Source organism: Mesorhizobium sp. B2-4-17 (assembly GCF_006441275.1).
Lineage (GTDB): Bacteria > Pseudomonadota > Alphaproteobacteria > Rhizobiales > Rhizobiaceae > Mesorhizobium.
Genome location: NZ_VFUX01000020.1, coordinates 14,785 through 38,700, shown reverse-complemented (window position 1 = coordinate 38,700; position 23,916 = coordinate 14,785). Strand labels below are relative to the sequence as shown.

The following is a 23,916-nucleotide window of genomic DNA, read 5'->3' as shown; positions in this document are numbered from 1 at the left end:
TCAAATAGCGGCGGTCTTACTGTACCGTCTGGACGGTCTTGTCAATTGGGCCTAAGCTTGCGATGGGAGGCGCCATGAGAGCCCGAAGAACGAATTCGCGCGAGAAAATTCTCGCCGCGGCGGCTGACGTGGCACGGGAGTCCGGCCCCGGAAGCCTGTCGCTGGAAGCCGTCGCCAGCCGCGCCGGCGTATCGAAAGGGGGGCTGCTCTACAATTTCCCGACCAAGGCCAAACTGATGCAAGGGCTGGTCGAGGGCTATCTGCGCGAATTCGAGCAAGCGCTGGAGGCGGCCAACAGCAATGACAATGGCAAAAACCCGCTCGCCGTCTACATCAGGCTGTCGGCCAATGATTGCGAGGAAAAGCAACCCTCTGCCTCCTGGATATTTTCGGCTATCGCCGAGGATCCCGATTTCATGACGCCGATAAAGACATTCAAGCGGCAGCTCTTCGAACAGCTGAAGGGCGAGACGAACGACCTCAGATCGCTGCTGGTCTGCTATCTCGCCATCGAGGGGCTGCGCAGCATGAACCTCTTCGATTCCGATGTGCTGTCGAAAGACGAACGCGAACTGCTGGTGTCTTCCCTGCTGGAAATCGCCAAATAGATAGAGCCAAATAGATAGAGCCAAATAGACAGAGCTTGAGCGCGGCGAAAACGGAGCGAGAGAGACGATCGCTGTCTAGAGCCGGATGATTTCAGGTCGAATCGACCTGAAATCTGAATCTGCCTCTAAATCGAAGAGGGTAGAGCATGATGTCATCCGAAAACCGTTTCATACTTTTCGGCATCATGCTCTAGGGATCACTCCACGGCGCGTTCGATATCCCTGCGCAGGACAATCGCGGTCGTCAGGTCCTCGACGCCGCCGAGCGTGGCAATGAGGTCCCGCACCGTATTCAGCCTGTCGATCGACGGCACCTCGACCTCGACGACGAGATCGAGCTGGCCGCTCACCGATGACACCCGCCGCACTTCCGGATAGCGCGCCAGCTGGTCGAGAATGCCGATGGAGGGCGTGCGGATCAGCGTGACCAGCAGGAAGGCGCAGACCAGGCCCTTGTCCATCTGACCGATATCGGCCCGGTAACCCCTGATAACGCCGCTCTTCTCCAGCGACGCCACCCGCTCGCTCGTCGCGCTGCGTGACAGACCGATGCGCCCGGCAAGCGTCTTCAGCGGGATGCGGGCCTCCTTCGACAGGATGGCCAGAATGTCCCGATCCTTGGCGTCCAGTTCCCTCATCGTGCCACGCTCCCCTGGCTCCGTTAATGTGCCGGCCAATGCGGTCATTGTGCCGGCGCAACCGACGCTTTGCCGGATGCCCGATTTTTTGACCCATGCCAAGCTTTGACAAAGCAGATGCGGATTTCAGATGACCAACGTCTCTCACCCAGCACCTCAATTCTCGCCAGGCGAGGCGGTCGATCTCGCCACGCGGCACTTCGGTATTGCCGGCAGCGTCACGCCGCTCGATAGCGAGCGCGACCAGAATTTCAAGCTGGCTGCTCCCGACCGCTCGCTGTGGATCCTGAAAATCGTCAACGCCAGCGAGCCGCTGGCCGAGAGCGAATTCCAGACGGCATTGTTCGACCACCTCGAGCGCAACAGTCCGGATCTCGCCGTACCGCATCTCAGGAAGACGGCTGAGGGCGCCTCGCTCGCGCATGCCAGGGGCACCGGCGGCGAAGATCATGCCGTGCGCATGGTGTCATGGCTCGCCGGACAGCCGCTGGCAGAGAGCCAGACCACGCCGGCGCTGCTTGAAAGCCTCGGCGGTGCGCTTGGCCGGCTTGACCGCGCCCTGCAGGGCTTCATTCATCCCGGCGCGCTGCGCTCGTTCGACTGGGACATTCGCCAGGCCGGTCGCGCGCGGCAGCGCCTTGACCACATCGGTGATGACCGGGACCGCGCCTTGGTGGAGCGGTTCCTCGATCATTTCGACGCCGAGGTGGCGCCGCGCCTGCCGGCATTGCGGGCACAGGTGATCCACAACGACGCCAATGACTGGAACGTGCTCGTCGATCCCGAAAAGCCCGAGCGTGTCGCCGGGCTGATCGATTTCGGCGATGCCTTGCACAGCGCGCTGATCGCCGAGGTCGCCGTCGCCTGCGCCTATGCCATCCTCGATGCCGAGGATCCGATTGGCGCGGCCGCACGGTTGGCCGCCGGCTTCCACGCCGAGTATCCGCTGCGCGAAGAGGAACTCGACCTGCTCTTCGACCTCATCGCGATGCGTCTCGTCACCTCGGTGACGCTGTCGGCGGCGCGCAAGGAGCGGACTGCCGACAATCCTTACCTGTCGATCTCGGAAGCGCCGGCCTGGCGGCTGCTCAATCGTCTGGGCAGGATGAACCGGCGCTTCGCCACGGCGATCCTGCGCCACGCCTGCGGCTTCGAAGCCGCTCCCGGAGCCCGCGCCGTCACAGGTTGGATCGCGGCAAACCGCGCGCATCTTGCGCCAATCCTCGACCGCCATCCGGCGACGCTTGCCAAGGCGCTTGTGCCCTACGGCGATCCGCGAAATCCGATGACGGTGACATCGGCCGCGCAACAGCCCGACAAGGCGACAGCATGGTGGGATGCCTATTGCGCCGAACATGGCATTGCGCTCGGCATCGGTCCGTGGGGGGAGGCCCGCACGGTCTATACCAGCGACATCTTCGAGTCGCGTTTCGTGGAAGGCGCGCGGCGCGCCAACCATCTCGGCCTGGACCTTTTCATGCCGGCGGGCACAAGGCTTTACACGCCGCTCGCCGCCACGGTCAGAAGCGTCGAGATCGAGGAGGATCCACTCGGCTATGGCTGCCTGGTGGCGCTGGAGCATGCGCCGCCGGGCTGCCCGCCCTTCATCACCCTTTGGGGCCACATGGCGCAGGAGGCTGGACGGCGGCTGAAGGCCGGCGACCGCCTGGAAGCGGGCGCGCTTGTCGGCGAGATGGGCCTACCTGCGGAAAATGGCGGCTGGGTGCCGCATCTGCATTTCCAGATATCGACGGATACCAGTCTTGCCGCACGCGACATCCTTGGGGTGGGTGAAGAGCGCTATCTCGACGTGTGGAAGGAACTGTTTCCGGATGCCGCCGAACTCGCCGGCATTCCGCCCGAAACCTTCCGGCAGAGTGGCCGGTCACGCCCGGAGATCGTTGCCGCGCGCAAGGCGTCGCTGCTGCCCAATCTCTCCATCTCCTATTCCGAGCCGATCAAGTTCGTGCGCGGCGAAGGCGCCTGGCTGATCGACGATCGCGGCCGCGCCTATCTCGACTGCTTCAACAATGTCTGTCATCTCGGCCATGCCCATCCTGACGTGGTGGACGCGATCGCGAGGCAGGCGGCAAAGCTCAACACCAACACACGCTACCTGCACGACGCGATCGTCACCTATGCGGAGCGGCTGACGGCGACGTTGCCGGCCGGGCTCTCGGTGGCGTCCTTCGCCTGTTCGGGCAGCGAGGCCAACAGCCTGATGCTGCGCATGGCGCGCACCCATACCGGCCGCAGCGAGGCGATCGTGCTCGACTGGGCCTATCACGGCACGACGCAGGAGCTGATCGACCTCAGCCCCTACAAATACAAGCGCAAGGGCGGCAAGGGGCGCCCGGCGCATGTGTTCGAGGCGGCCATTCCAGACAGCTACCGTGCACCGGTCGAATGGCCTGATGACGAGCATGCGAAGCGTTTTGCCGAAAGCGTCGCCGAGCAGATCGCCGACATGGCGAGGCAAGGCCGCGCGCCCGGCCTGTTCCTGGCGGAATCGATCCCCAGCGTTGCCGGCCAGGTGTTCCTGCCCGACGGCTATCTCAAGGAAGTTTACGCGATGGTGCGCGCCGCCGGCGGCATCTGCGTCGCCGACGAGGTGCAGGTCGGCTTTGGCCGCGTCGGCAGCCATTGGTGGGCTTTCGAAACCCAGGGGGTAACGCCAGACATCGTCACCATGGGCAAGCCGATCGGCAACGGCCACCCGATGGCGGCCGTGGTGACCACCGCCGAGATCGCCGCCTCGTTCAACAACGGCATGGAGTATTTCAACACTTTCGGCGGCAATCCGGTGTCCTGCGCGGCAGGGTTAGCGGTGCTCGACGTCATCGAGCGCGATGGGCTGAGGCGCAATGCGCAGGAGATCGGCTGTTATCTCATGGCGCGCTTCAAGGCCTTGCAGGATCGTTACGAGATCATCGGCGACGTGCGCGGCCAGGGGCTCTTCCTCGGCATCGAACTGGTCGAGGACCGCAAGAGCAAGGCGCCGGCGACAGCTCTTGCCCGCCGCATCAATGACGGCGTTCGGGCACGCGGCGTGCTGATCGGCACCGAGGGACCACATGACAATGTCCTGAAGATGCGCCCGCCGATGATCTTCAGCCGGGCCAATGCCGATCATCTTGTCGGCGTTCTCGACGAGACGCTGGCGGCGGTTCTGGCGCAAGAGGCTTAGGACAGACCAGCGCACCGCCTGGCGGTGCGTGAACTGACAGAAAACAGCGATTTTCACGAAGGTCCGGTGCTTCACGTGCCGGCGGCAGGAGAGGCTTTGCCTCATCAAGGGAGGAACCATGAGACATGCATTGATTACCGCGCTCGCGCTCATAGCGGCCACGCTGGCCGCTCCGGCGAAGGCGGACACATTCGACATCGTCAAGCAGAGGGGCTCGATCCTGTGCGGCGTCAGCCAGGGGGTGGCGGGCTTCTCAGCACCCGACGACCAGGGAAAATGGAGCGGCTTCGACATCGATTTCTGCCGCGCGGTTTCAGCCGCCGTTTTCGGCGACCCCGACAAGGTCAGCTACGTGCCGCTGTCCACCAAGGAGCGCTTCACGGCGCTGCAAGCCGGAACCGTCGATATTCTGTCGCGGCAGTCGACCTGGACCTTGTCGCGCGACACGGGCATGGGCATCCATTTCGTCGGCGCCGTCTATTATGACGGCCAGGGCTTCATGGTGCGCAAGGATCTCGGCGTGGACAGCGCGCTGAAGCTCTCTGGCGCAACGGTGTGTGCGGAACAAGGCACCACCACCGAGCAGAACGTCGCCGACTACTTCACCGCCAACAAGATGAAGTACGAGGCGGTCGTCATCGATTCCGCCGACAGCATCATCAAGGCGTTCGACAGCGGCCGCTGCGATGTCTACACCACGGACGCTTCGGCGCTTTATGCGCAGCGCCTGAAGCTGACCGATCCCGCGGCTTTCACGGTGCTGCCGCAGATCATCTCGAAGGAGCCGCTGGGTCCGGCCGTGCGCAAGGGCGACGACAAGTGGTTCGATGTCGTGCGCTGGACGCTGTTCTCGCTGATCGAGGCGGAAGAGGACGGCATCACGCAAGCCAATGCGGAAGCCTCGCTGAAGTCGCAAAACCCGACGATCCGCCGGTTCCTCGGTGTCGAGGGCGACAACGGCAAGCAGATCGGGCTCGAGCCGGCCTTCGCCTACAACATCGTCGCCAAGGTCGGCAATTATGGCGAGATCTTCGAACGCAACCTCGGCCAGTCGAGCCAGCTGAAGATCGCGCGCGGCATCAACGCGCTGTGGAATGCCGGCGGCCTGATGTATGCGCCGCCCGCGCGCTAAGGCCTGAAAGCCGAACGCCTGTTTGGTGCCGGGCCGGCAGCTGGCCTTGGGCTCCTTGCCCGGCCATTCCACTTCACGGAACGGAGCGGTGATCTGTGCCGTCGCGCATCATCGCCGCTCTTGTCCTTCGATCGATGTTCGAATCCGCGGTGTATAAAAACGTTTTTATTATTCTTGAAAACGTTTTTACCCGATGTTACGGATGCTGACCTCTTGGGTTAGCAGCGGTCCATGGCAGCGAGCAAAAAATCCGAGCATCGAGAACTTTCGCCGACGATCAAGACGTTGGCGGCCCATACGGGTTTTTCGATCGCCACCGTCTCGAAGGCTCTGCGCGGTTCCCCCGTGGTCGCCCAGCAGACCAGGGACGCCATCGTCGCCGCCGCGCGAAATCTGGGCTATCAGGCGAACATCCGAGGCATGGCGCTGAGGACCGGCAAGACCTATCGGGCGGCGGTGCTGATGCCGATAACGTCCGCTGCCGGCTATGAGTGGGACGGCGTTGAATACACACAGATCCTGAGCGGCATAAGCCAGGCGCTGGAAAACAGCGATTATCAGCTCTCCGTTCACGGTTTCCGGGATTTCGGCGACGCCTTCGACACAGCCCGTCGCATCGTCGACCAGAGCGCGGCCGACGGCCTGATCTTTTCCGGCGTGCAGGCCGACGATCCGCGTATCGACCTGCTGGTCGAAAGCGATTTTCCGTTCGTGTCGCTCGGCCGATGCCGCAAGCCGCTCACCTATGCCCATGTCGATGTCGACAATGAATGGGCGGCATTCACCGCCACGGCCCGGCTGATAGCGGGCGGACATCGGCGGATAGCGCTGATCAACGCGGATCGCCGTCTTTCCTATGCCCTGGACAGGATTGACGGCTTTTCGCGCGCCTTCGACGAGGCAGGGCTTGCCACATCGATGGACCTTGTGGCCGACGGCGATCTGTCCACCCGCTTCGGCCGTGACAGCGCGCTCAGACTTCTTGGCTTGCCCAGCCCGCCCACCGCCCTGGTGTGCATCAACGAATCCACCACCCTGGGCGTCCTGTCGGCGCTGGGCAGCCTCGACCGGCGCGTCGGGGTGGATGTCGACGTCATCGCCTATGACGATATCAACGTCAGCGCGTACTTCACCCCGCCGATCACGACATTCTACCAACCAATCGAACTCCTCGGCCGCAAGCTCGGGGAGTTTCTGCTGCGACGCATGGCGGGCGAGGATCCGGCAAGGCTCACCATGGTCTCGAGACCCGAGCTCATCGGCCGGCAGCCGGACAATCTCGGCGGGCGAAACCGCCGCTAATCATGACATGGGAGGAAAGAGCATGAAGAAGATTCTGATCGGACTTGCGGTGGCGCTATTGGCGGCCGGCACTGCCGGCGCCGCCGACCTCGGAGGCAAGGTCCTGAAGGTGGGTTCCGACACCACCTCGCCGCCGATGGAAAGCGTCGACGCGGCGAGCGGCCAGATCGTCGGTTTCGACGTCGATGTGATCAAGGCGGTCTGCGGCAAGATCAACTGCAAGGCTGAATTCGTCACCACCGGCTGGGATGGTATCTTCGCCGCTCTCGACCAGGGAAGTTTCGACCTGGTCGCTTCCGGCGTATCCATCACCGACGAACGCAAGAAGGCGATGGATTTCTCGGACCCCTACATCATCAACAGTCAGGCCGTCCTCATGCGCGTTGAAGACGAGGGCCTGTCGCTCGACGACTTCAAGGCGAAAGGCAAGAAGCTCTCGGCGCAAGCCAACACTACCGACTCACAGGTCGCCGAAAGCATTGTCGGCAAGGACAATGTGGTCGCGTATGACAGTTTCGCGGCCTCCGTCATAGCGCTGAAGAACAAGGACGTGGATGGCGTCGTGATCAATGGCGCCAATGCCGCCGCGTATGAAAAGGAATTCGCGGGCGAACTGGTGGTGCCGATCAGGAATCTCCAGTCCGATCCCCTGGGGCTGGTCTTCCGCAAGGGTGACGAGAATGTCGCCGCCTTCAACGAAGGGCTGAAGGCCATCAAGGCCGATGGCAGCCTCGACGCGCTGATCGCCAAATACTGGGGCGTGAAATAACTGCTTGAAGGACTTCGGCTCCGGTGCCGGGCGCCGGAGCCGCCGTGAGGGAGGGACGGGACCGGATGCAGTTTCTGATGCGCCTGCGGCCCAGCAATCTGATCATCGTCGCGGCTTTGCCGTTCATCGTCTATCTCTTCGCTTCGTCGATTAACTACCAGCGCTCGCTTCGCGCCATCCTCGGCGTGGAGAACGGCTCGTCGGTCTTCGTGCCTGGCTTTCTGGCGCTGGCTGTCGCCTTTTTCGCCGGCCTTGCCGTGGTCGTGTTCTCGCGCGCTTCGTCCAGGTCACCGCGTCTCGCGATTGTCGCCGCCGGGGTCAACCTTGCCGCCGCCATGGTGCTTGCGACAACCGGTGTGGCCTACCCCTTCGTGGCATCGGTCGTGGCGAACGCCGTTGATCCGTTCACCTCCAATCTGGTGGTTCAGGGCCTTACGCCGCGGCGATTGACGGATGCCGCCGACCTCATGGTGCGCGGCCAGGCCGCACTCCTGTTGCGAGCCTATTTCGGCCTGACGATCGTGCTCCTCGGTGCGTTCTTCATCGCCGCCCGCAATGGCACCGGCAACGCGACGCACCGTTGTGCCCGCTTTGCACTTGCGGCGGTGAACGGCGCCGGGTTGGCCTTCATCCTGCTTTTCGCGCATATCGCATTCGCGGCGGGTGTCGCCACGACGATCCGGGCGGCCGTCGCCGCCTACATGCTGGCGGCAATGATGGGGTTGCTCTGGGTCGGGCTCCTCAAGCTCAAATACAGCTGGCGGGCGGACCTGATCTGCATCGCGGCAACCATCCTCATGATCTGCGCTGCCGCGTGGTTCCTGCTCCAGCCGCGCGACAGCTATGTGCTTGTGGGGTCTCTCGCCGGGAAGGTCGCTGTCACGGCCGGTACCCCGTCCGGGATACTTGGTCCCGTCCGCTACGGGCAATTTCCCGGAGGTCCCGACCGCGACGTGCCGCTGCGCACCTTTCGTGGCGCGCCGGAAGCGCTCGACGCGATCGGCAAGGCTCCCGATATCAGCGCGGCACTTGTCCCCGCCGCAACGGCGCCGGGCGCATTGCCCGTGCTGTGGCAAGCGGAGGCGTTGAACGATCGCGACAAGGCGTTCGGCATTACGCTCGCGGTGCTGGCGATCGTGCTTGGGCTGCTGACCTTCGGCGGTCATATCCACCGCAGGCACCCGCTCTCCATCGGCTCGGAATTCATCGTCGACACGATCCGTGGCATCCCGATGCTGGTTATCGTTCTCTATGTCGGCCTGCCGCTCGCCGGCGCGCTCAAGGACGCGACGCAGGGCGTGTTCGATCCGCCGAACCTGGTGCGCGGCATTGCCGCCATGGCGCTGGCCTATTCGGCCTATCTCGCCGAAATATTTCGTTCCGGCATCAATGCAATCCCCGCGGGCCAGATCGAGGCAGCGCACAGTCTCGGCCTCAATGGCTGGCGTACCGCCCGGCTGGTTGTGTTGCCGCAAGCCTTCCGCATCATCATTCCGCCGCTCGGCAACGAACTGATCGCCATCCTCAAGGACACGTCCCTGCTCTCGATCCTGTCGATCCGTGACATCACGCAGCGTATGCGGGAATTCCAGTCGGCAAGTTTCCTGCCGTTCGCGCCCTACAACTCAGCCGCCATCTTCTACATTTTCCTGACGTTGGCGGCGGCAAGCCTCGTCAGCACCATCGAGAGAAAATATGACATCAAGCATCGATAACGCACGCCGGACCCTCGAAGCCCGTGCCGCCGGACTGGTCTTTCCGCAAGGCTTCGTGTTCGGCGCCGCGACCGCGGCCTATCAGATCGAGGGCGCGCATGACGCGGACGGCAAGGGCGAAAGCATCTGGGACCGGTTCTGCCGGGTTCCCGGCGTGATCGTGGATGGCTCGAGCGGTGACGTAGCCTGCGATCACTATCATCGCTGGAAGGAAGATATCGCTGTGCTCAAGGCGCTCGGCCTCGGCGCCTATCGCTTTTCCTTCGCCTGGACGCGGCTTCTTCCCGAAGGTCGAGGCGACGCCAACGCCAAGGGTATCGCCTTCTACGACCGGCTGGTCGACGATCTGCTTGAAGCCGGCGTCGAGCCTTATGCAACGCTCTATCACTGGGACCTACCGCAGGCGTTGCAAGACCGTGGCGGCTGGTACAGTCGCGAAACCGCCACCGCCTTTGCCGATTATGCCGGGCTTGCCGCCCGCAGCTTCGGCGATCGCGTCAAGAAATGGACGACCCTCAACGAGCCCTGGACCTTCTGCTGGTCGGGACATGCAACCGGTGAGGATGCGCCGGGATTGCGCGATGGTGTGAAAGGCGGCGTGACCGCCAGTCATCACGCATTGCTGGGGCATGGCCTGGCTGTTCCAGTCATCCGGGCCGAAGTGGCGGATGCGTCAATCGGCATCGTCTTCGATCTCAACGTCGCGGAGGCCGCTACCGATGATCCGCGCGATGTCGCGGCGACACGGCGCTTCGATGGCGCCCAGAACCGCTGGTTTCTCGATGCCGTCTTCAAGGGCACATACCCACAAGACATGCTGGAGCTCTACGGCGATCTGCTGCCGCCGATCGATGCGCGGGATAATCAGATCATCGCCGCGCCGGTGGACTATCTGGGCATCAACATCTACCGTCGCTCGGTGATCGCGGCGGGTGACGAACTCGCGCCGCTAAGCTATCGACGGGTGCAACCGGAAGGCATCTATTCGGCGGTCGACTACGAGATATGGCCGCGCTGCATGTACGACATCCTGCGTTATGTGAACGACCGCTATGCGCCGCAGGCAATCTACATTTCCGAGAACGGCGTCGCCACGACGCCGGAACAGGTTGGCGACGACGGGCGTGTCTGGGACGATCTGCGCGCCGCCTATTATGTCGATCATATCGAGCAAGTGGCCAAGGCGGCGGTCGAGGGCGTGCCGGTGCGGGGTTATTTCGCCTGGACACTGACCGACAATTTCGAATGGGCCTATGGCTATACGACGCCCTTCGGCATCACCCATGTCGATTTCGCCACGCAGCAACGCCAGATCAAATATTCCGGCGAGGTCTACGCCATGATTGCCCGGCAGGAAACCGTGCCGGTCGCCAAGAGCGCCTGACTTGGCTGCGGAAGGGCGTGGCGGCACGGTCCTCATAACTGGCGCCGGGCGTGGGCTTGGCCACGAGCTGGCGGTGCAATACGCCCACCATGGCTGGCGCGTGATCGGTTGCGGGCGAACGCATCCGGTTGAAGGTTGCGCGGGTCGAATCGAGTTCCAGCCGCTCGACGTCGCCGACCCGGCTTCCATTTGCGACCTTGCCACGCGGCTCGCCGGCAGGCCCGTGGATGTGCTTGTCAACAACGCCGCCATCCGCAGCGAAATCCCTGGCCTGCACAGCTTTGCCCCGGATGAATTCCTGAAGGTCGTGCGGACGAACACGCTCGGTCCGTTGTTGCTGGCGAGGGCGCTGCGCCCGAACCTGGTTGCGGGGCGCATGCGCGTCATCGCCAACATCGGCAGCCGGGCCGGCTCGATGGCTGAGGGGCTGCTCGATGATTATGACGACGACTATGCCTACCGCTGCTCGAAGTCAGCGCTCAACATGGTCTGCGCCCAGTTGGCGCAGGATTTGCGCGTCGACGGGATAACGGTGTTGTCGCTCCATCCAGGTTGGGTGAAGACGGATATGGGAGGCGATCAGGCGGTTCTGGCAGTCGAGGACAGTGCGCGGGGCCTGCGCACCATCATCGATAGTGCGACGCCTGGAGACAGCGGCTCCTTCCAGACGTTCGACGGTGTCCCTATCGGGTGGTAGTCGAAAGCACCCGGTCTCCACGCTTGATGCGGCCATGGCTGCCAGGAAAGCGGCGTTGAAGACATCGCCGGCACCGAGATCGTGTCGACAACGCGGACATCGGGTGCGACGGCCTCGACAAGCGTGCTATCGGGGCCGATGGCGATGGCGCCTCGCGGTCCGCGCTTGACGACGAAGGTCGTGCTGGAGCGGATTTCTCGCGCGGCCTGCTCCGGGCTGGTCCGGCATAGGCGCAAAGCCGCCTCTTCGCGTCATACAGGGTTCATCGTGCGGACATAGCGTCTTTCCCAGGTCTTTGCTGCAATGCAAAAGGAGTGGGACATGGTGGACATAGTTTCTAGTGAAGCGGGCATCCCGAGGCCGGATCATCCGCTGGATCAATCGGGCGGCGCCAAGTGGTTCCTGCCTGCGTTCGGTGTGCTGGTGCTGGTTGGCATCATCTATGTCGGCTACGCGCTCAGCCAGGATCTGGCGGTGGCCAAGACCGTGCCGTGGATCCTGCTCGGCATCGCCCTGCTGATCGCGCTCGGCTTCGAATTCGTCAACGGTTTCCACGACACCGCCAATGCGGTGGCGACCGTCATCTACACGCGTTCCCTGCCGGCCGAATTCGCCGTGATGTGGTCAGGCGTTTTCAATTTCCTCGGAGTGCTCACCTCAAGCGGCGCGGTCGCCTTCGGCATCCTGTCGCTGCTCCCGGTCGAGCTGATCCTGCAGGTCGGCTCGTCCTCGGGCTTTGCCATGGTGTTCGCGCTGCTCGTCGCGGCGATCCTGTGGAATCTCGGCACATGGTTCCTCGGCCTGCCGGCCTCGAGCTCGCACACGATGGTCGGCTCGATCATCGGCGTCGGCCTCGCCAACCAGTTCATGGCGCCGGCCGGAAGTGCCACCAGTGGCGTCGACTGGGGGCAGGCGACCAATGTCGGCACCACCTTGCTGGTGTCGCCGATTATCGGCTTCTTCGCCGCCGCCATCCTGCTCTATGTGATGAAATTGCTGGTGCGCAACCCGGCTCTTTATGAAGCGCCGAAGGGCAATGCCCCGCCGCCCTGGTGGATCCGCGCCTTGCTGATCTTCACCTGCACCGGCGTCAGCTTCGCGCACGGCTCCAATGACGGACAGAAAGGCATGGGCCTGATCATGCTCATCCTGATCGGCGTCGTGCCGACCGCCTACGCGCTCAACCGCACGCCCGACATCAACTATCTCGAGGCCTACAAGTCGGCTTCCGTCAACGTCGAGACGGCGCTGGGCAAATATGTCAAGCCCGGCGTCACCGTTGCCGATGCCAATGCTGCAAAGGCTGCCGTGCAGGAAGCCGTGCGCAGCAAGACGTGGACCGATCAGACGACCATTGCTCTGCAGACCTATATTCACAACACCACCGCCGAGCTGCAGCCCTATGCTTCGGTCGAAAAGGTGCCGACCGATCTGGTCAGCAACGCGCGCAACGACATCTACCTGATCGGTGAAGCGCTGAAGCTGATCGACAAGAAGAAGCTGCTGCCGATGAAGGACGACGACCTGAAGGCAGTCACCGACTACCACAAGGCCGTCGACAATGCGACGAAGTTCATCCCGCTCTGGGTGAAGGTGGCTGTCGCGCTGGCTCTCGGACTCGGCACGATGGTCGGCTGGAAGCGCATCGTCGTCACCGTCGGCGAAAAGATCGGCAAGAGCCACCTGACCTACGGCCAGGGCGCGGCGGCCGAACTCGTTGCAATGGTGACCATCGGCATGGCCGACCGTCTCGGACTCCCGGTATCGACCACCCACGTTCTGTCGTCGGGCGTCGCCGGTACGATGGCGGCCAACGGCTCCGGCCTGCAGTGGTCCACGGTGCGCAACCTGCTGCTCGCCTGGGTGCTGACGCTGCCGTGCTCGATCGCGCTCGCCTTCGTGCTGTTCATCGTCTTCCGCCAGGTGTTCTGAGCGGAGCCGAAAGTTCTCGAACAAAGGCAGCGCCAGCGACCGGCGCTGCCTTTTCTTTGGGCGAGGGGCAAGTCTTCAAGAGAATATGCGCATTTACGTTGAAGGGGCTCATGCCTTGGAGATTGGCGCGAAACGCCCATCGCCTCGTCGTCCTGGAGCGAAGCGGTGCGGCGTAGTCCCCAGCATCGATGCCAGGACTTTCAAGGCGTGGCTACGGTGCAGAAATCTGCTCCGCCGCACTCTTGGAGCAAGGGAACGGCGTGAATCCCTGGGTCTTCGTTCCGCTACGCCCAAGGATAACGACACAAGGGAGGGGGCCGACAAATCTCGAACGCCGGCCCGCTCGATCGAGCGACTGGAATCTCGCCGACAATAGGTCTGATACCGGTGAAAATCACCGCGCGGGTTTGGCTAGGTCGGGTCCTCGCGGTGCAGATCGTGGATGGCGACGCCCTCGACATTGGTCGGCAGGGTCAGCCACTGGCGATGGCGCAAGGTGCGCTGCGTGTCCTCCAGGCCCATCTCCCAGTGCTCGCGCATCGAGGTGCCGGAGAATTCATAGTCCTTGGCGTGTCCCTCGTAGCCCTTGTGCTGGTAGATCAGGTGGACGATGTTGACAACGCCGGCGTCGGAATAGTCGGCGATCAGCTCCTTCTCGCCGTCTTTCAGCAATTCGGGAGGCACGCGCTTCAGCGCCTCGAGCAGCTTCATCTTGAGCGCGTGGATGCGCTGGAAATTGTCGGTGTTCTGGCGCGTGCGGCTGGAATACATGATGTCCTTGTGGCGCGACAGCACGTCGGCCATGCCGCGTGGCAGGACGCCGCGGGCGCTGAACAGATCGACCTGGAATACCAGCGAGGAGCGGTCCTCTTCCTGGTCGAGCAGATATTGCAGCGGCGTGTTGGAGACGATGCCGCCGTCCCAGTAATACTCGCCCTCGATACGGACCGACGGGAAGGCGGGAGGCAGCGCGCCGCTGGCCATGATGTGCTCGGGTCCGATGCGCACCTTGTCGGTGTCGAAATAGACGAAATTGCCGGTCCGGACATTGACCGCGCCGACGCTTAGCCGCTTCCTGCCGTCATTCAGGACATCGAAGTCGATCAGGCTCTCCAGCGTATCCTTCAGTTCGGCGGTGTCGTAGAAGCTGGTGGCGCCCTCGGCGCCGGTATGCTCGAACCAGGGATTGGGATTGCGCGGCTTGAAGAAGCCGGGCTGGCCCATGGTCATCGTCATCCACGAGGAGGTGCGGTTGCGGATGTCGCGGTAGATGTCGCCCTCCGGCGTATACGACCAGATCTTGCGGCCCGAGATCGTCTGCCAGAACTGCTCCAGCCGCTGCAGCCGGCGGCTGGACTCATTGCCGGCGATGATCGCGGCGTTGATGGCGCCGATCGACACGCCGGACAGCCAGCTCGGCTCGCAGCCGGCCTCGGCCAGCGCCTGGTAGACGCCGGCCTGGTAGGCGCCGAGCGCACCGCCGCCCTGGAACACCAGAGCGATGCGGTCGTATTGCGCCGAGATCTCCTCGATGGTGGCGGCGGCTTCCTTGTTTCGGTTGCGTTCAAGCACGAATTTTCTCCGGCAGGGTTGTGCTGTTTGCGAGCTGGCTGTAACCGGCAAGATAGTCGTGGACCACCTCGCCCAACCCGAGCGTCAGATCGGCTTTGAAGTGGATGGCCGACACGATGTCGAGCACCGGCAGCTTCGCCACGTCGGCCATGACGTGGGGCCGCAGATCGAGCGCGGCCGGCGCCGTCCAGGCTTCTTTCAGCGTGATATCGGTGAGGTAATAGCGCACCAGCTCGCAAATGCGCGGCGTGCCGTCCACATGCGGGATGATCTTGATCAGGAAATTGGGCGCGGCGAGCGAGGCAAGCACGGAATCGTGGTCAGCCTCGCGGTGCTTGTAGCCCATCGTGCCGGTGGCGCACAGAACACTGCCATAGTGCAGCGTGCCGACGATCACCTCGCCCTCATGGACGATCTTGGGGTTGGCCAGCTTCTTTGGAAACCCCCACAGCTCGCGCCCGCCGGCGATCGGTGCGTCGTCGTCGAGATACATCGAATGGACGTAGCCGCCATGCTGGCCCTTGTACCGCACCGGGATGACCTGGCCGGTCTCGGTGTAATCGCCGAAGCCGGTCGAATCGGGCATGCGGATGAATTCGTACTTGACCAGCGGCTCGTCGATCTCCAGCGGCGCCGGCACGACGGCTTCGAGCGCCTCGCGCGTCGTGCGGTAGGTGATAATGATGTATTCGCGGTCGAAGAAACGGTAGGGGCCGGGCGGAAAAGACGGGTTGGTCAGCGGCATCGCATAGGCGCGCTTCAAGACATCGGCGATTTCCAAGCTGCACCCCCAAGGTTTTGTCAGGTGAAGTTTCGTCAGGCGAATTGCGTTCAGGAATGACCGCGCGAAGGCGCACCAATTATGTGACACGGCACCATGACAGTGCCGTGTCAGTCTGACGGCCGTGGTTCCGGACCGCGGGGAGCGTACCGGCGCTGTCGTCTGGCTGTAATCGCATCGACACATGGCTCTGTCATTGTCATGCTGCGACGCACAATTTATATCGTCCTATTCCCCTCCCACTTCGCGAGATCATCATGGGTTTCCTGTCCTCGAAGAATGCCCTCGTTACCGGTTCGACCAGCGGTATCGGCCTGGCCATCGCCCGTGCGTTCGCCGCCGAAGGCGCCAACGTCACCATCAACGGCCTTGGCGACGCCGCCGCGATCGAGCAGGAGCGCGCCGGCATCGAGAAGGATTTCGGCGTCAAGTCCCGCTACTCCGACGCCAATATGATGGACGGCGCGGCGGTGAGCGCAATGGTGCATGACGCCGAGGAGGCGTTCGGCAGCCTCGACATCCTGGTCAACAATGCCGGCATCCAGCATGTCGCGCCGATCGAGGAATTCCCCGACGACAAGTGGGAAGCCATCATCCGTATCAATCTGCTCGCGGCCTTCTACGCCATCAAGGCGGTGGTGCCCGGCATGAAGGCGCGCAAATGGGGCCGCATCATCAACACGGCTTCCGCGCATGCCCTGGTCGCCTCGCCGTTCAAGTCGGCCTATGTGTCGGCCAAGCACGGCATATCGGGCTTGACCAAGACTGTGGCCCTGGAAGTCGCGCAGGACGGCATCACCGTCAACGCCATCGCACCCGGCTATGTCTGGACGCCGCTGGTCGAGAAGCAGATACCCGACACGATGAAGGCGCGCGGCATGACCGAGGAACAGGTCAAGCATGATGTGCTGCTCGCCGCGCAGCCGACCAAGGAATTCGTCACCGTGGAAGAACTTGCGGCGCTGACGCTGTTCCTGTGCTCGGATTCCGCCAAGCAGATCACCGGCACCACACTGCCGATGGATGGCGGCTGGACGGCGCAGTAGCGCCGTCTGGCTGGATCGCCAGCAATTCCCAATCGCCGCAGGATGATTGGAGTTGTTCGGCAGCGATGCGCCGTGACGAGTGACCGGCTAAAGAAGGGAGAGAGGAGAGGCTTTCCCTTCGAGCCGTCATCAATCCGTTACCTGGACCTCCTATTCGAGATACCCGGAGAACGCCTGCCTGCGTGCGGCAATGCACAGCTGTGCAAAAAAGGGACGTCGGCATGAGCTTCGACCGATGACGGTGGATAAGACCTCGGACAAGCTTCGCTCGGTCAGCGCGCTGCATGTCGCGCGCCAGGCCGGCGTCTCGCGCTCGGCGGTGTCGCGCGCCTTCACGCCGGGCGCCAGCGTCGCCACGGAAACGCGCGAGAAGATCATGCGCGCGGCCGAGGAACTCGGATATCAGGTCAACGACCTCGCGCGCGGCCTGCTCGCCAACCAGAGCCGGCTGGTGGGGCTGGTGGTGACCAAGCCGGAAGTCGGTTTTCGCGCCCATCTCGCCGCGGCGCTCACCAAGGCCCTGATTCATCGCGGCAATGTTCCTGTGATGATCAACACCGGCCAGACCGAACAGGAGCTGATATCGGCCCAGAAGACGCTGCTCGGCCATCGCGCCGAGGCGACCATCATCCTGTCCGGCTCGCCGCCATCATCCTTCTTCGAACTGGCGCGGCGCAACGGCCAGCCGCTTGTGGTGATCGGCCGTTCAGAACCGGAGGCCGATCACATTCAGACCGACGGCCGCGCGGCTGCGAAGCTGGCAGCGGCGCTGTTCGTCGCGCGCGGCATGACGAAGCTCGGCCTGGCGGGCTCGCTGTCGGGCACGCCCACCATCACCGAGCGCGAGGATGCGTTCCGCGCCGAGGCGGCGCGCCTGGGGGCCGAGGTCGTGATCGCGCGCGGCAGGGATACGGACTATGCCGGCGGACTGCAGGCGGGCAGGGCGCTGATCGACGGCCAGAGCCGGCCAGAGGCAATCTTCTGCGTCAACGACCTCATTGCTTTCGGCGTCATGGACCATGCCCGTCAGGTCGGGCTCGACATTCCCGGCGATCTCTGCGTGATCGGCTTCGACGATGTGCCGGAAGCCGGCTGGCTTGCCTACCGGCTGACCACCTTCCGTCAGGACCCGGAGACCATGGCTGCCAGGGCCGTCGCATTGCTCGACCTGCGCCAGCGGAAACCGGATATGGCGCCCATTCGCGAGCGTCTGGCCGTGCCGCTGGTCGTGCGCGGCAGTTTTGTCCCGCATGACGCTGAGCGGCTTTCGAACAATTCCTCCTGAAGTCCCGAGGTCGATGCCCATGAAGATCATCCAGCTCTCCGACCCGCATCTGATGGCGCCGGGTGGCCTTCTCTACGGCTCCGATCCGCTCGCCAGGCTGGACGCCTGCCTGGCGGATATCGGCGAAAACCATGCCGATGCCGATCTGGTGGTGATATCGGGGGATCTGACCAATGATGGCGAGCGCGCCGCCTATGCGGCGTTGCGGGAGAGGCTGGCGCAATTTTCTCCGGCCTGCCGGCTGATGCTCGGCAACCACGACGACCGCGCGGTTTTCCTTGAAATGTTCCCCCATGCCGCCGAGCAAGGGTTCGTGCAGAGCGTTTTCGACGGCAGCGAAGGTCGGCTGATCCTGCTTGATACGCTGGACAGTGGCCAAGTCGAGGGCAGGCTGTGCGCCGCGCGTCTCGGCTGGCTCGACGAACGTCTGCAAGAGGCGCATGACCGGCCGGTCTTCCTGTTCATGCACCACCCGCCGTTCCGGATACACATGCCGGTGCTCGACGCGGTCAAGCTCGCCGACGCCGATACATTCCACGATCTCCTAGCGCGCCATGGCAATGTCCGCCACATCTTCGCCGGCCATGTCCACCGGCTGATCGCCGGCAGCTGGCGCGGCATACCGGTCAGCACGCTGCGCAGCACCAACCACCAGACCGCGCTCGATTTTTCCGACAGCTGGAGCCTGGGCCATGAGTCGCCCGCCTACGCGGTCATCTTCATCGACGCGGATGGGGTGATCGTGCACTTCCGAGAGTTGCCGATCGTCGGATAACACGCGGGGCGTCGACAGCATCTCGACGATGATCCGCCCGGTTCGCGGAGCTGTTTGATATCTTTCTGCTTCCACAGTCTGTCGCATCGCACAGGACACGGCTTCTTCCGGCGGCTGTTCCGCGCCTGCCGGAGGCCTTCGAAGGGTTCACGAAGTGCGCTGACTTTGGACATTAGTCTTGACAGAAATACAGATGTTCAATACCCGTCAAGTGACTGAATGAGCCTGCAATGTGGGAGGAAGAGCGGTATGGCTTCGAATGTTTCGTTGACGGGCCTTGCCCGTGATCTCGAGGAACGCGGCAAATCGGGCAAGCCCATCCGCATCGGCCTGATCGGCTCCGGCGAAATGGGAACCGACATCGTTACCCGCGTCGCGCACATGTCGGGCATCGAGATCGGCGCGATCTCGGAGCTCAACCTGCCCGCCGCCAGCAAGGCGGTGGACATCGCCTTCCAGGAAACCGGGCACGCGCGCGAAGTGTCGAACGCCTCGGCGATGACGGCTGCCATGGAGGCCGGCAAGGTGGCGGTGACCAACGATGCCAGCCTGGTCATCAACAATGATCTCATCGACGTCGTCATCGACGCGACCGGTGTTCCCGCCGTCGGCGCCGAGATCGGCTTGCGCGCCATGGAGCACGGCAAGCATCTGGTGATGATGAATGTCGAGGCCGACGTCACGATCGGCGCCTACCTCAAGAGCGAGGCCGATCGGCTCGGCGTCACCTATTCGCTGGGCGCCGGCGACGAGCCGTCTTCCTGCATGGAGCTGATCGAATTCGTCTCGGCCATGGGCCATCCGATCGTCGCCGCCGGCAAGGGCAAGAATAATCCGCTCAACATCGACGCCACGCCGCCCGACTATGAGGAAGAGGCCAGGCGACGGCACATGAATGTGCGCATGCTGGTCGAATTCGTTGACGGTTCGAAGACGATGGTCGAGATGGCGGCGATCGCCAATGCCACCGGGCTGGTGCCGGACAAGGCCGGCATGCATGGCCCGGCGGCAACGCTCGGCGAACTGAACAAGGTGCTGGTGCCGCAGAGGGATGGCGGCGTGCTGTCCAGGGTTGGCGTTGTCGACTATTCGATCGGCAAGGGCGTCGCGCCAGGCGTTTTCGTCGTCGCCGACATGTCGCATCCCCGCATTTCGGAGCGCATGGAAGATCTGAAGATGGGCAAGGGCCCATACTTCACTTTCCATCGCCCCTATCATTTGACGTCGCTGGAAGTGCCGCTGACCTGCGCCCGCGTCGTGCTCTACGGCAAGGCCGACATGGTGCCGCTGGCAAAGCCGGTGGCCGAGGTCTGCGCGGTGGCCAAGAAGGACATGCAGCCGGGCGAAAAGCTCGATGCCATCGGCGAATATTGCTACCGCGCCTGGATCATGACGGCGCCGGAAGCGCACGCGGCGAGAGCCATTCCGTGCGGCCTGCTGCAGGGCGGTTCGATAACGGCGCCGATCAAGAAGGGCGAGCTCATCACCTATGCCAACGCGGCCCCGGCCGCGGGTTCCAAGATCGCCGAACTGCGCGCCCGTCAGGACAAGCTCGTCTACGGAACCGTGGGAGCCTGATCATGGCCGGAGCCAGCAAAGCCGTCGCGGACAGCCGCGCCAACCTGCCGTTCGTCTATCGCCAGTACAGCGCCGAACAGCTCAAGCAGGTGCTCTACAAGATGTACCTTATCCGCCGCTTCGAAGAGGGCGCCGAGGAAAGCTACATGCGTGGCCTGATCCACGGCACCATGCACCTGTCGATCGGCCAGGAAGCCAGCGCCATGGGCATCTGCATGCCGCTCGGCGAGGATGACCAGATCACCTCGACGCATCGCGGCCATGGCCACTGCATCGCCAAGGGGGCCGAGGTGAAACGCATGTTCGCCGAGTTCTTCGGCAAGACCACCGGCTACTGCAAGGGGCGCGGCGGCTCGATGCACATCGCCGATGTCGCCAAGGGCAATCTTGGCGCCAACGGCATCGTCGGTGGCGGCATTCCCATCGCCGTCGGCGCGGCGCTCTCGTCCAAGATGATGAAGACCGGCAAGGTCGTCGTCTCCTTCTTCGGCGACGGCGCCAACAATGAGGGCGCCTTCCACGAGGCGCTGAACATGGCGGCGGTGTGGAAGCTGCCGGTCATTTTTGTCTGCGAGAACAATGGCTACGGCATGTCGACGTCTACGGCCCGCTCCACCGCGGTCAAGAACATCGCCGACCGCGCCGCCGCCTATTCGATGCCTGGCGTCATCGTCAACGGCAACATCTTCTCCGAAGTCGCCGAGGCATCGCACAAGGCCGTCGAGCGCGCGCGGGCGGGCGAGGGGCCGACCCTGATCGAATCCAAGACCTACCGCCATCGCGGCCACTCCAAGAGCGACCGCAACCGCTATCGCACCAAGGAGGAGATCGAGGACTGGATGTCGAACCGCGACCCGATCACGCTGTTCGAGAACGAGCTGCGCGAATTCGGCTTCATCGACGACAAGGGCATCGAGGCCATTCGCGAGGCGGTGGCGCGGGAAATCGCCGATGGCATCGAGTTCGCCAAGGTGAGCCCGTCGCCGGATGTGCGCGAGACCGGAAATTACGTGTATACGGAGCAGGCGTGATGGACGCGATGGTGCGTGAACTGAGCTACGCCCAGGCGATCCAGGAGGCGATGGCGATCGCCATGGACATGGACGAACGCGTCTTCCTGATGGGCGAGGACATCGGCGTCTATGGCGGCGCCTTCCAGGTGACGGGCGATCTTGTCGATCGTTTTGGCACCGAGCGGGTGATCGACACACCGATTTCGGAGCTGGGTGGCGCTGGCGTCGCGGTCGGTGCGGCGCTTACCGGCATGCGGCCGATCTTCGAGTTCCAGTTCTCCGATTTCGCCACGCTCGCCATGGAGCAGATCGTCAACCAGGCGGCCAAGATGCGTTTCATGCTGGGTGGTGAGGTTTCGGTGCCCGTGGTGATGCGCTTTCCCGCCGGCTCGGGTACGGGTGCCGCGGCACAGCACAGCCAGAGCCTCGAGGCGTGGCTCGGCCATGTGCCGGGCCTGAAGGTCATCCAGCCGGCGACACCCTATGATGCCAAGGGCATGCTTCTGGCGGCGGTCGCCGACCCCGATCCGGTGATGATCTTCGAGCACAAGCTGCTCTACAAGGCAAAGGGGCCGGTTCCCGAAGGCTATTATACGGTGCCGATCGGCAAGGCCGACATCCGACGCGAAGGCCGGGACCTGACCATCGTCGCCACCTCCATCATGGTGCAGAAGGCGCTCGACGCCGCCGTGACGCTGGAAGCTGAAGGCATTGACGTCGAAGTCGTCGACCTCAGGACCATCCGGCCGATGGACAAGCAGACGGTCATCGACAGCGTCAAGAAGACGTCGCGGCTGATGTGCGTCTACGAGGCGGTCAAGACGCTGGGCATCGGTGCCGAGGTCAGCGCCATGATCGCCGAAAGCGAGGCGTTCGACTATCTCGACGCGCCGATCGTGCGGCTGGGCGGCGCCGAGACGCCGATCCCCTACAATCCGGAACTGGAAAAGGCCACGGTGCCGCAGGTTCCCGACATCATCACCGCCGCGCGCGACCTCGTGAAAGGGGTTCGCTGAAAGATGCCGACCGAAGTCATTCTTCCCAAGGTCGACATGGACATGGCGACCGGACAGATCTCGCGTTGGTTCGCTACGGAAGGCCAGCAGGTCAAGAAGGGCGACGTGCTGTTCGAGATCGAGACTGACAAGGCGGCGATGGAGATCGACGCGCCGGCCAGCGGCATCCTGCGCGATGTCACCGGCAAGGAAGGCGTCGATATTCCTGTCGGCGCGCCCGTGGCCTGGATCTATGCCGATGGCGAGATTTATGCGGCGCCAGTCTCCCCCCTCGGGGGGGAGATGTCGACGAAGTCGCCAGAGGGGGGCGCTGTCCCGCCAGCCTCTCATTCTGTCGCGCCCCCCTCTGCCCTGTCGGGCATCTCCCCCACAGGGGGGGAGATCAGCCAATTGCCGTCCGTTGCGCGTGCAACGCCACTGGCTCGCCGCTTAGCCCGTGAGGCAGGCCTTGCGATTGCCGATGTGAGGGGCAGCGGTCCCCGGGGCCGCGTTGTACGCGCCGATGTCGAGGCCGCGGTCGCCACAAAGGGCTCGGCAGTCACTGCGCAACCGACCGCCGAGATCGCATTGCCGGTCGCGGCTGAAATCACGCCGGCCCCTGCGGCACCACCCAAGGCGATGTCGGACGACCAAGTGCTGAAGCTGTTCGAACCCGGCTCCTACGAACTCGTCCCGTACGACACTATGCGCAAGACCATCGCGCGGCGGCTGGTCGAGGCCAAGACCACCATCCCGCATTTCTACCTGACGCTCGATTGCGAACTCGACGCGCTCCTGGCGCTGCGCTCGCAGCTCAATGCGGCGGCGCCGACAAAGAAGACCGATAAGGGTGAAGCCCCGGCCTACAAGCTCTCGGTCAACGACATGGTGATCAAGGCCATGGCCATGGCGCTGAAGGCGGTGCCGGATGCCAATGCCTCCTGGACCGAGAGCGCCATGGTCAAGCACAGGCACGCCGATGTCGGCGTCGCCGTGTCGATCCCCGGCGGCCTGATCACGCCGATCATCCGCAGGGCCGATGAAAAGACGCTGTCGACCATCTCCAACGAGATGAAGGATCTGGCCAGCCGTGCGCGCAGCCGCAAGCTGAAGCCGGAAGAGTATCAGGGCGGCACCACGGCGGTGTCGAACCTCGGCATGTTCGGCATCAAGGACTTCGCCGCGGTGATCAATCCGCCGCATGCGACGATCCTGGCGGTTGGCGCCGGCGAGGAGCGGGCGGTGGTCAGGAATGGCGAGATCAAAATCGCCACGGTGATGTCGGTGACGCTGTCGACCGACCACCGAGCAGTCGATGGAGCGCTGGGTGCGGAACTGCTCGTCGCCTTCAAGCGGCTGATCGAGAACCCGATGGGCATGCTGGTCTAGGATCTCCCCGCCGATGCGTGGCGAGGTAGGCGGCGGTACCTGCAAGGTGCGGGGGATGGGGCTGGTGGCGCGTCGCCGGCCAAGTGACGTCCCTTGCAGCGGATCGTCGAGCCGCGCC

At 63.6% G+C, this 23,916-nt stretch carries 19 protein-coding genes and 1 pseudogene; 16 read left to right on the top strand and 4 right to left on the bottom strand.

The window, feature by feature from the left end:
- Nucleotides 1-74 precede the first annotated feature (74 nt).
- Nucleotides 75-608, top strand: coding sequence for a TetR/AcrR family transcriptional regulator (locus FJ548_RS17060; protein WP_140778481.1), 534 nt, complete (start codon nt 75-77; stop codon nt 606-608).
- A 197-nt stretch (nt 609-805) separates the two neighbouring features.
- Here the strand turns inward: FJ548_RS17060 and FJ548_RS17055 are convergent, their stop codons facing one another.
- Nucleotides 806-1,246: an Lrp/AsnC family transcriptional regulator gene (locus tag FJ548_RS17055; protein WP_140608785.1), complete on the bottom strand. Its 441-nt coding sequence runs from the start codon at nt 1,244-1,246 to the stop codon at nt 806-808.
- A gap of 130 nt (nt 1,247-1,376) precedes the next feature.
- Between FJ548_RS17055 and FJ548_RS17050 the strand changes: the two genes are divergently transcribed.
- The 7 genes from FJ548_RS17050 (at nt 1,377) to FJ548_RS17020 (ending at nt 11,432) form a co-directional block, all read left to right on the top strand.
- A complete protein-coding gene (locus FJ548_RS17050) occupies nt 1,377-4,433 on the top strand; it encodes an aminotransferase class III-fold pyridoxal phosphate-dependent enzyme (protein ID WP_140778480.1) in 3,057 nt (1,018 codons plus the stop codon).
- 118 nt (nt 4,434-4,551) lie between these two features.
- Nucleotides 4,552-5,565, top strand: coding sequence for an amino acid ABC transporter substrate-binding protein (locus FJ548_RS17045; RefSeq protein WP_140778479.1), 1,014 nt, complete (start codon nt 4,552-4,554; stop codon nt 5,563-5,565).
- Nucleotides 5,566-5,796: 231 nt separating this feature from the next.
- The gene (locus tag FJ548_RS17040) at nt 5,797-6,867 is read left to right on the top strand and encodes a LacI family DNA-binding transcriptional regulator (RefSeq protein WP_140699789.1); all 1,071 of its coding nucleotides are present in this window, start codon (nt 5,797-5,799) and stop codon (nt 6,865-6,867) included.
- A gap of 22 nt (nt 6,868-6,889) precedes the next feature.
- On the top strand, nt 6,890-7,636 hold the full coding sequence (locus tag FJ548_RS17035; protein WP_140699791.1) for a transporter substrate-binding domain-containing protein: 747 nt from the start codon (nt 6,890-6,892) through the stop codon (nt 7,634-7,636).
- Nucleotides 7,637-7,701: 65 nt separating this feature from the next.
- Entirely contained in the window at nt 7,702-9,351 is a 1,650-nt protein-coding gene (locus FJ548_RS17030; RefSeq protein ID WP_140778478.1) for an amino acid ABC transporter permease, read from the top strand.
- The gene (locus FJ548_RS17025) at nt 9,332-10,735 is read left to right on the top strand and encodes a GH1 family beta-glucosidase (RefSeq protein ID WP_140778477.1); all 1,404 of its coding nucleotides are present in this window, start codon (nt 9,332-9,334) and stop codon (nt 10,733-10,735) included. Before FJ548_RS17030 ends, FJ548_RS17025 begins: the two co-directional genes overlap by 20 nt.
- Nucleotide 10,736: 1 nt before the next feature.
- Complete coding sequence (locus tag FJ548_RS17020) at nt 10,737-11,432, top strand: SDR family oxidoreductase (protein WP_140778476.1); 696 nt, start codon at nt 10,737-10,739, stop codon at nt 11,430-11,432.
- Between the two features lie 27 nt (nt 11,433-11,459).
- Here the strand turns inward: FJ548_RS17020 and FJ548_RS30485 are convergent.
- Nucleotides 11,460-11,605, bottom strand: a pseudogene (locus tag FJ548_RS30485) (PfkB family carbohydrate kinase); the annotation flags it as partial.
- 148 nt (nt 11,606-11,753) lie between these two features.
- On the opposite strand from FJ548_RS30485, the gene FJ548_RS17010 reads away from it, so the two are divergent.
- Entirely contained in the window at nt 11,754-13,364 is a 1,611-nt protein-coding gene (locus tag FJ548_RS17010) for an inorganic phosphate transporter (RefSeq protein ID WP_140608769.1), read from the top strand.
- Nucleotides 13,365-13,775: 411 nt separating this feature from the next.
- Here FJ548_RS17010 and FJ548_RS17005 read toward each other — a convergent pair whose 3' ends face one another.
- Both FJ548_RS17005 and FJ548_RS17000 read right to left on the bottom strand, forming a co-directional pair.
- Nucleotides 13,776-14,936: a patatin-like phospholipase family protein gene (locus FJ548_RS17005; RefSeq protein ID WP_140765894.1), complete on the bottom strand. Its 1,161-nt coding sequence runs from the start codon at nt 14,934-14,936 to the stop codon at nt 13,776-13,778.
- Nucleotides 14,929-15,717, bottom strand: coding sequence for an acetoacetate decarboxylase (locus FJ548_RS17000; protein WP_140608765.1), 789 nt, complete (start codon nt 15,715-15,717; stop codon nt 14,929-14,931). The genes FJ548_RS17005 and FJ548_RS17000 overlap by 8 nt, the downstream gene beginning before the upstream one ends.
- Before the next feature lie 257 nt (nt 15,718-15,974).
- Here FJ548_RS17000 and FJ548_RS16995 point away from each other — a divergent pair, with 257 nt between their 5' ends.
- The 7 genes from FJ548_RS16995 to FJ548_RS16965 all read left to right on the top strand — a co-directional run bounded on the left by FJ548_RS16995 (nt 15,975) and on the right by FJ548_RS16965 (nt 23,798).
- Nucleotides 15,975-16,763, top strand: a complete 789-nt coding sequence (locus tag FJ548_RS16995; protein WP_140608763.1) for a 3-hydroxybutyrate dehydrogenase — start codon at nt 15,975-15,977, stop codon at nt 16,761-16,763.
- A gap of 235 nt (nt 16,764-16,998) precedes the next feature.
- Entirely contained in the window at nt 16,999-18,048 is a 1,050-nt protein-coding gene (locus tag FJ548_RS16990; protein ID WP_140699813.1) for a LacI family DNA-binding transcriptional regulator, read from the top strand.
- 19 nt (nt 18,049-18,067) lie between these two features.
- Nucleotides 18,068-18,823, top strand: a complete 756-nt coding sequence (locus FJ548_RS16985) for a phosphodiesterase (RefSeq protein WP_140699816.1) — start codon at nt 18,068-18,070, stop codon at nt 18,821-18,823.
- A gap of 249 nt (nt 18,824-19,072) precedes the next feature.
- Nucleotides 19,073-20,401, top strand: coding sequence for an NAD(P)H-dependent oxidoreductase (locus FJ548_RS16980; protein ID WP_140699819.1), 1,329 nt, complete (start codon nt 19,073-19,075; stop codon nt 20,399-20,401).
- Between the two features lie 2 nt (nt 20,402-20,403).
- Entirely contained in the window at nt 20,404-21,432 is a 1,029-nt protein-coding gene (locus FJ548_RS16975; protein WP_140778475.1) for a thiamine pyrophosphate-dependent dehydrogenase E1 component subunit alpha, read from the top strand.
- Complete coding sequence (locus FJ548_RS16970) at nt 21,432-22,430, top strand: alpha-ketoacid dehydrogenase subunit beta (RefSeq protein ID WP_140608912.1); 999 nt, start codon at nt 21,432-21,434, stop codon at nt 22,428-22,430. Before FJ548_RS16975 ends, FJ548_RS16970 begins: the two co-directional genes overlap by 1 nt.
- Before the next feature lie 3 nt (nt 22,431-22,433).
- A complete protein-coding gene (locus FJ548_RS16965; RefSeq protein ID WP_140608753.1) occupies nt 22,434-23,798 on the top strand; it encodes a pyruvate dehydrogenase complex dihydrolipoamide acetyltransferase in 1,365 nt (454 codons plus the stop codon).
- Nucleotides 23,799-23,916 lie beyond the last annotated feature (118 nt).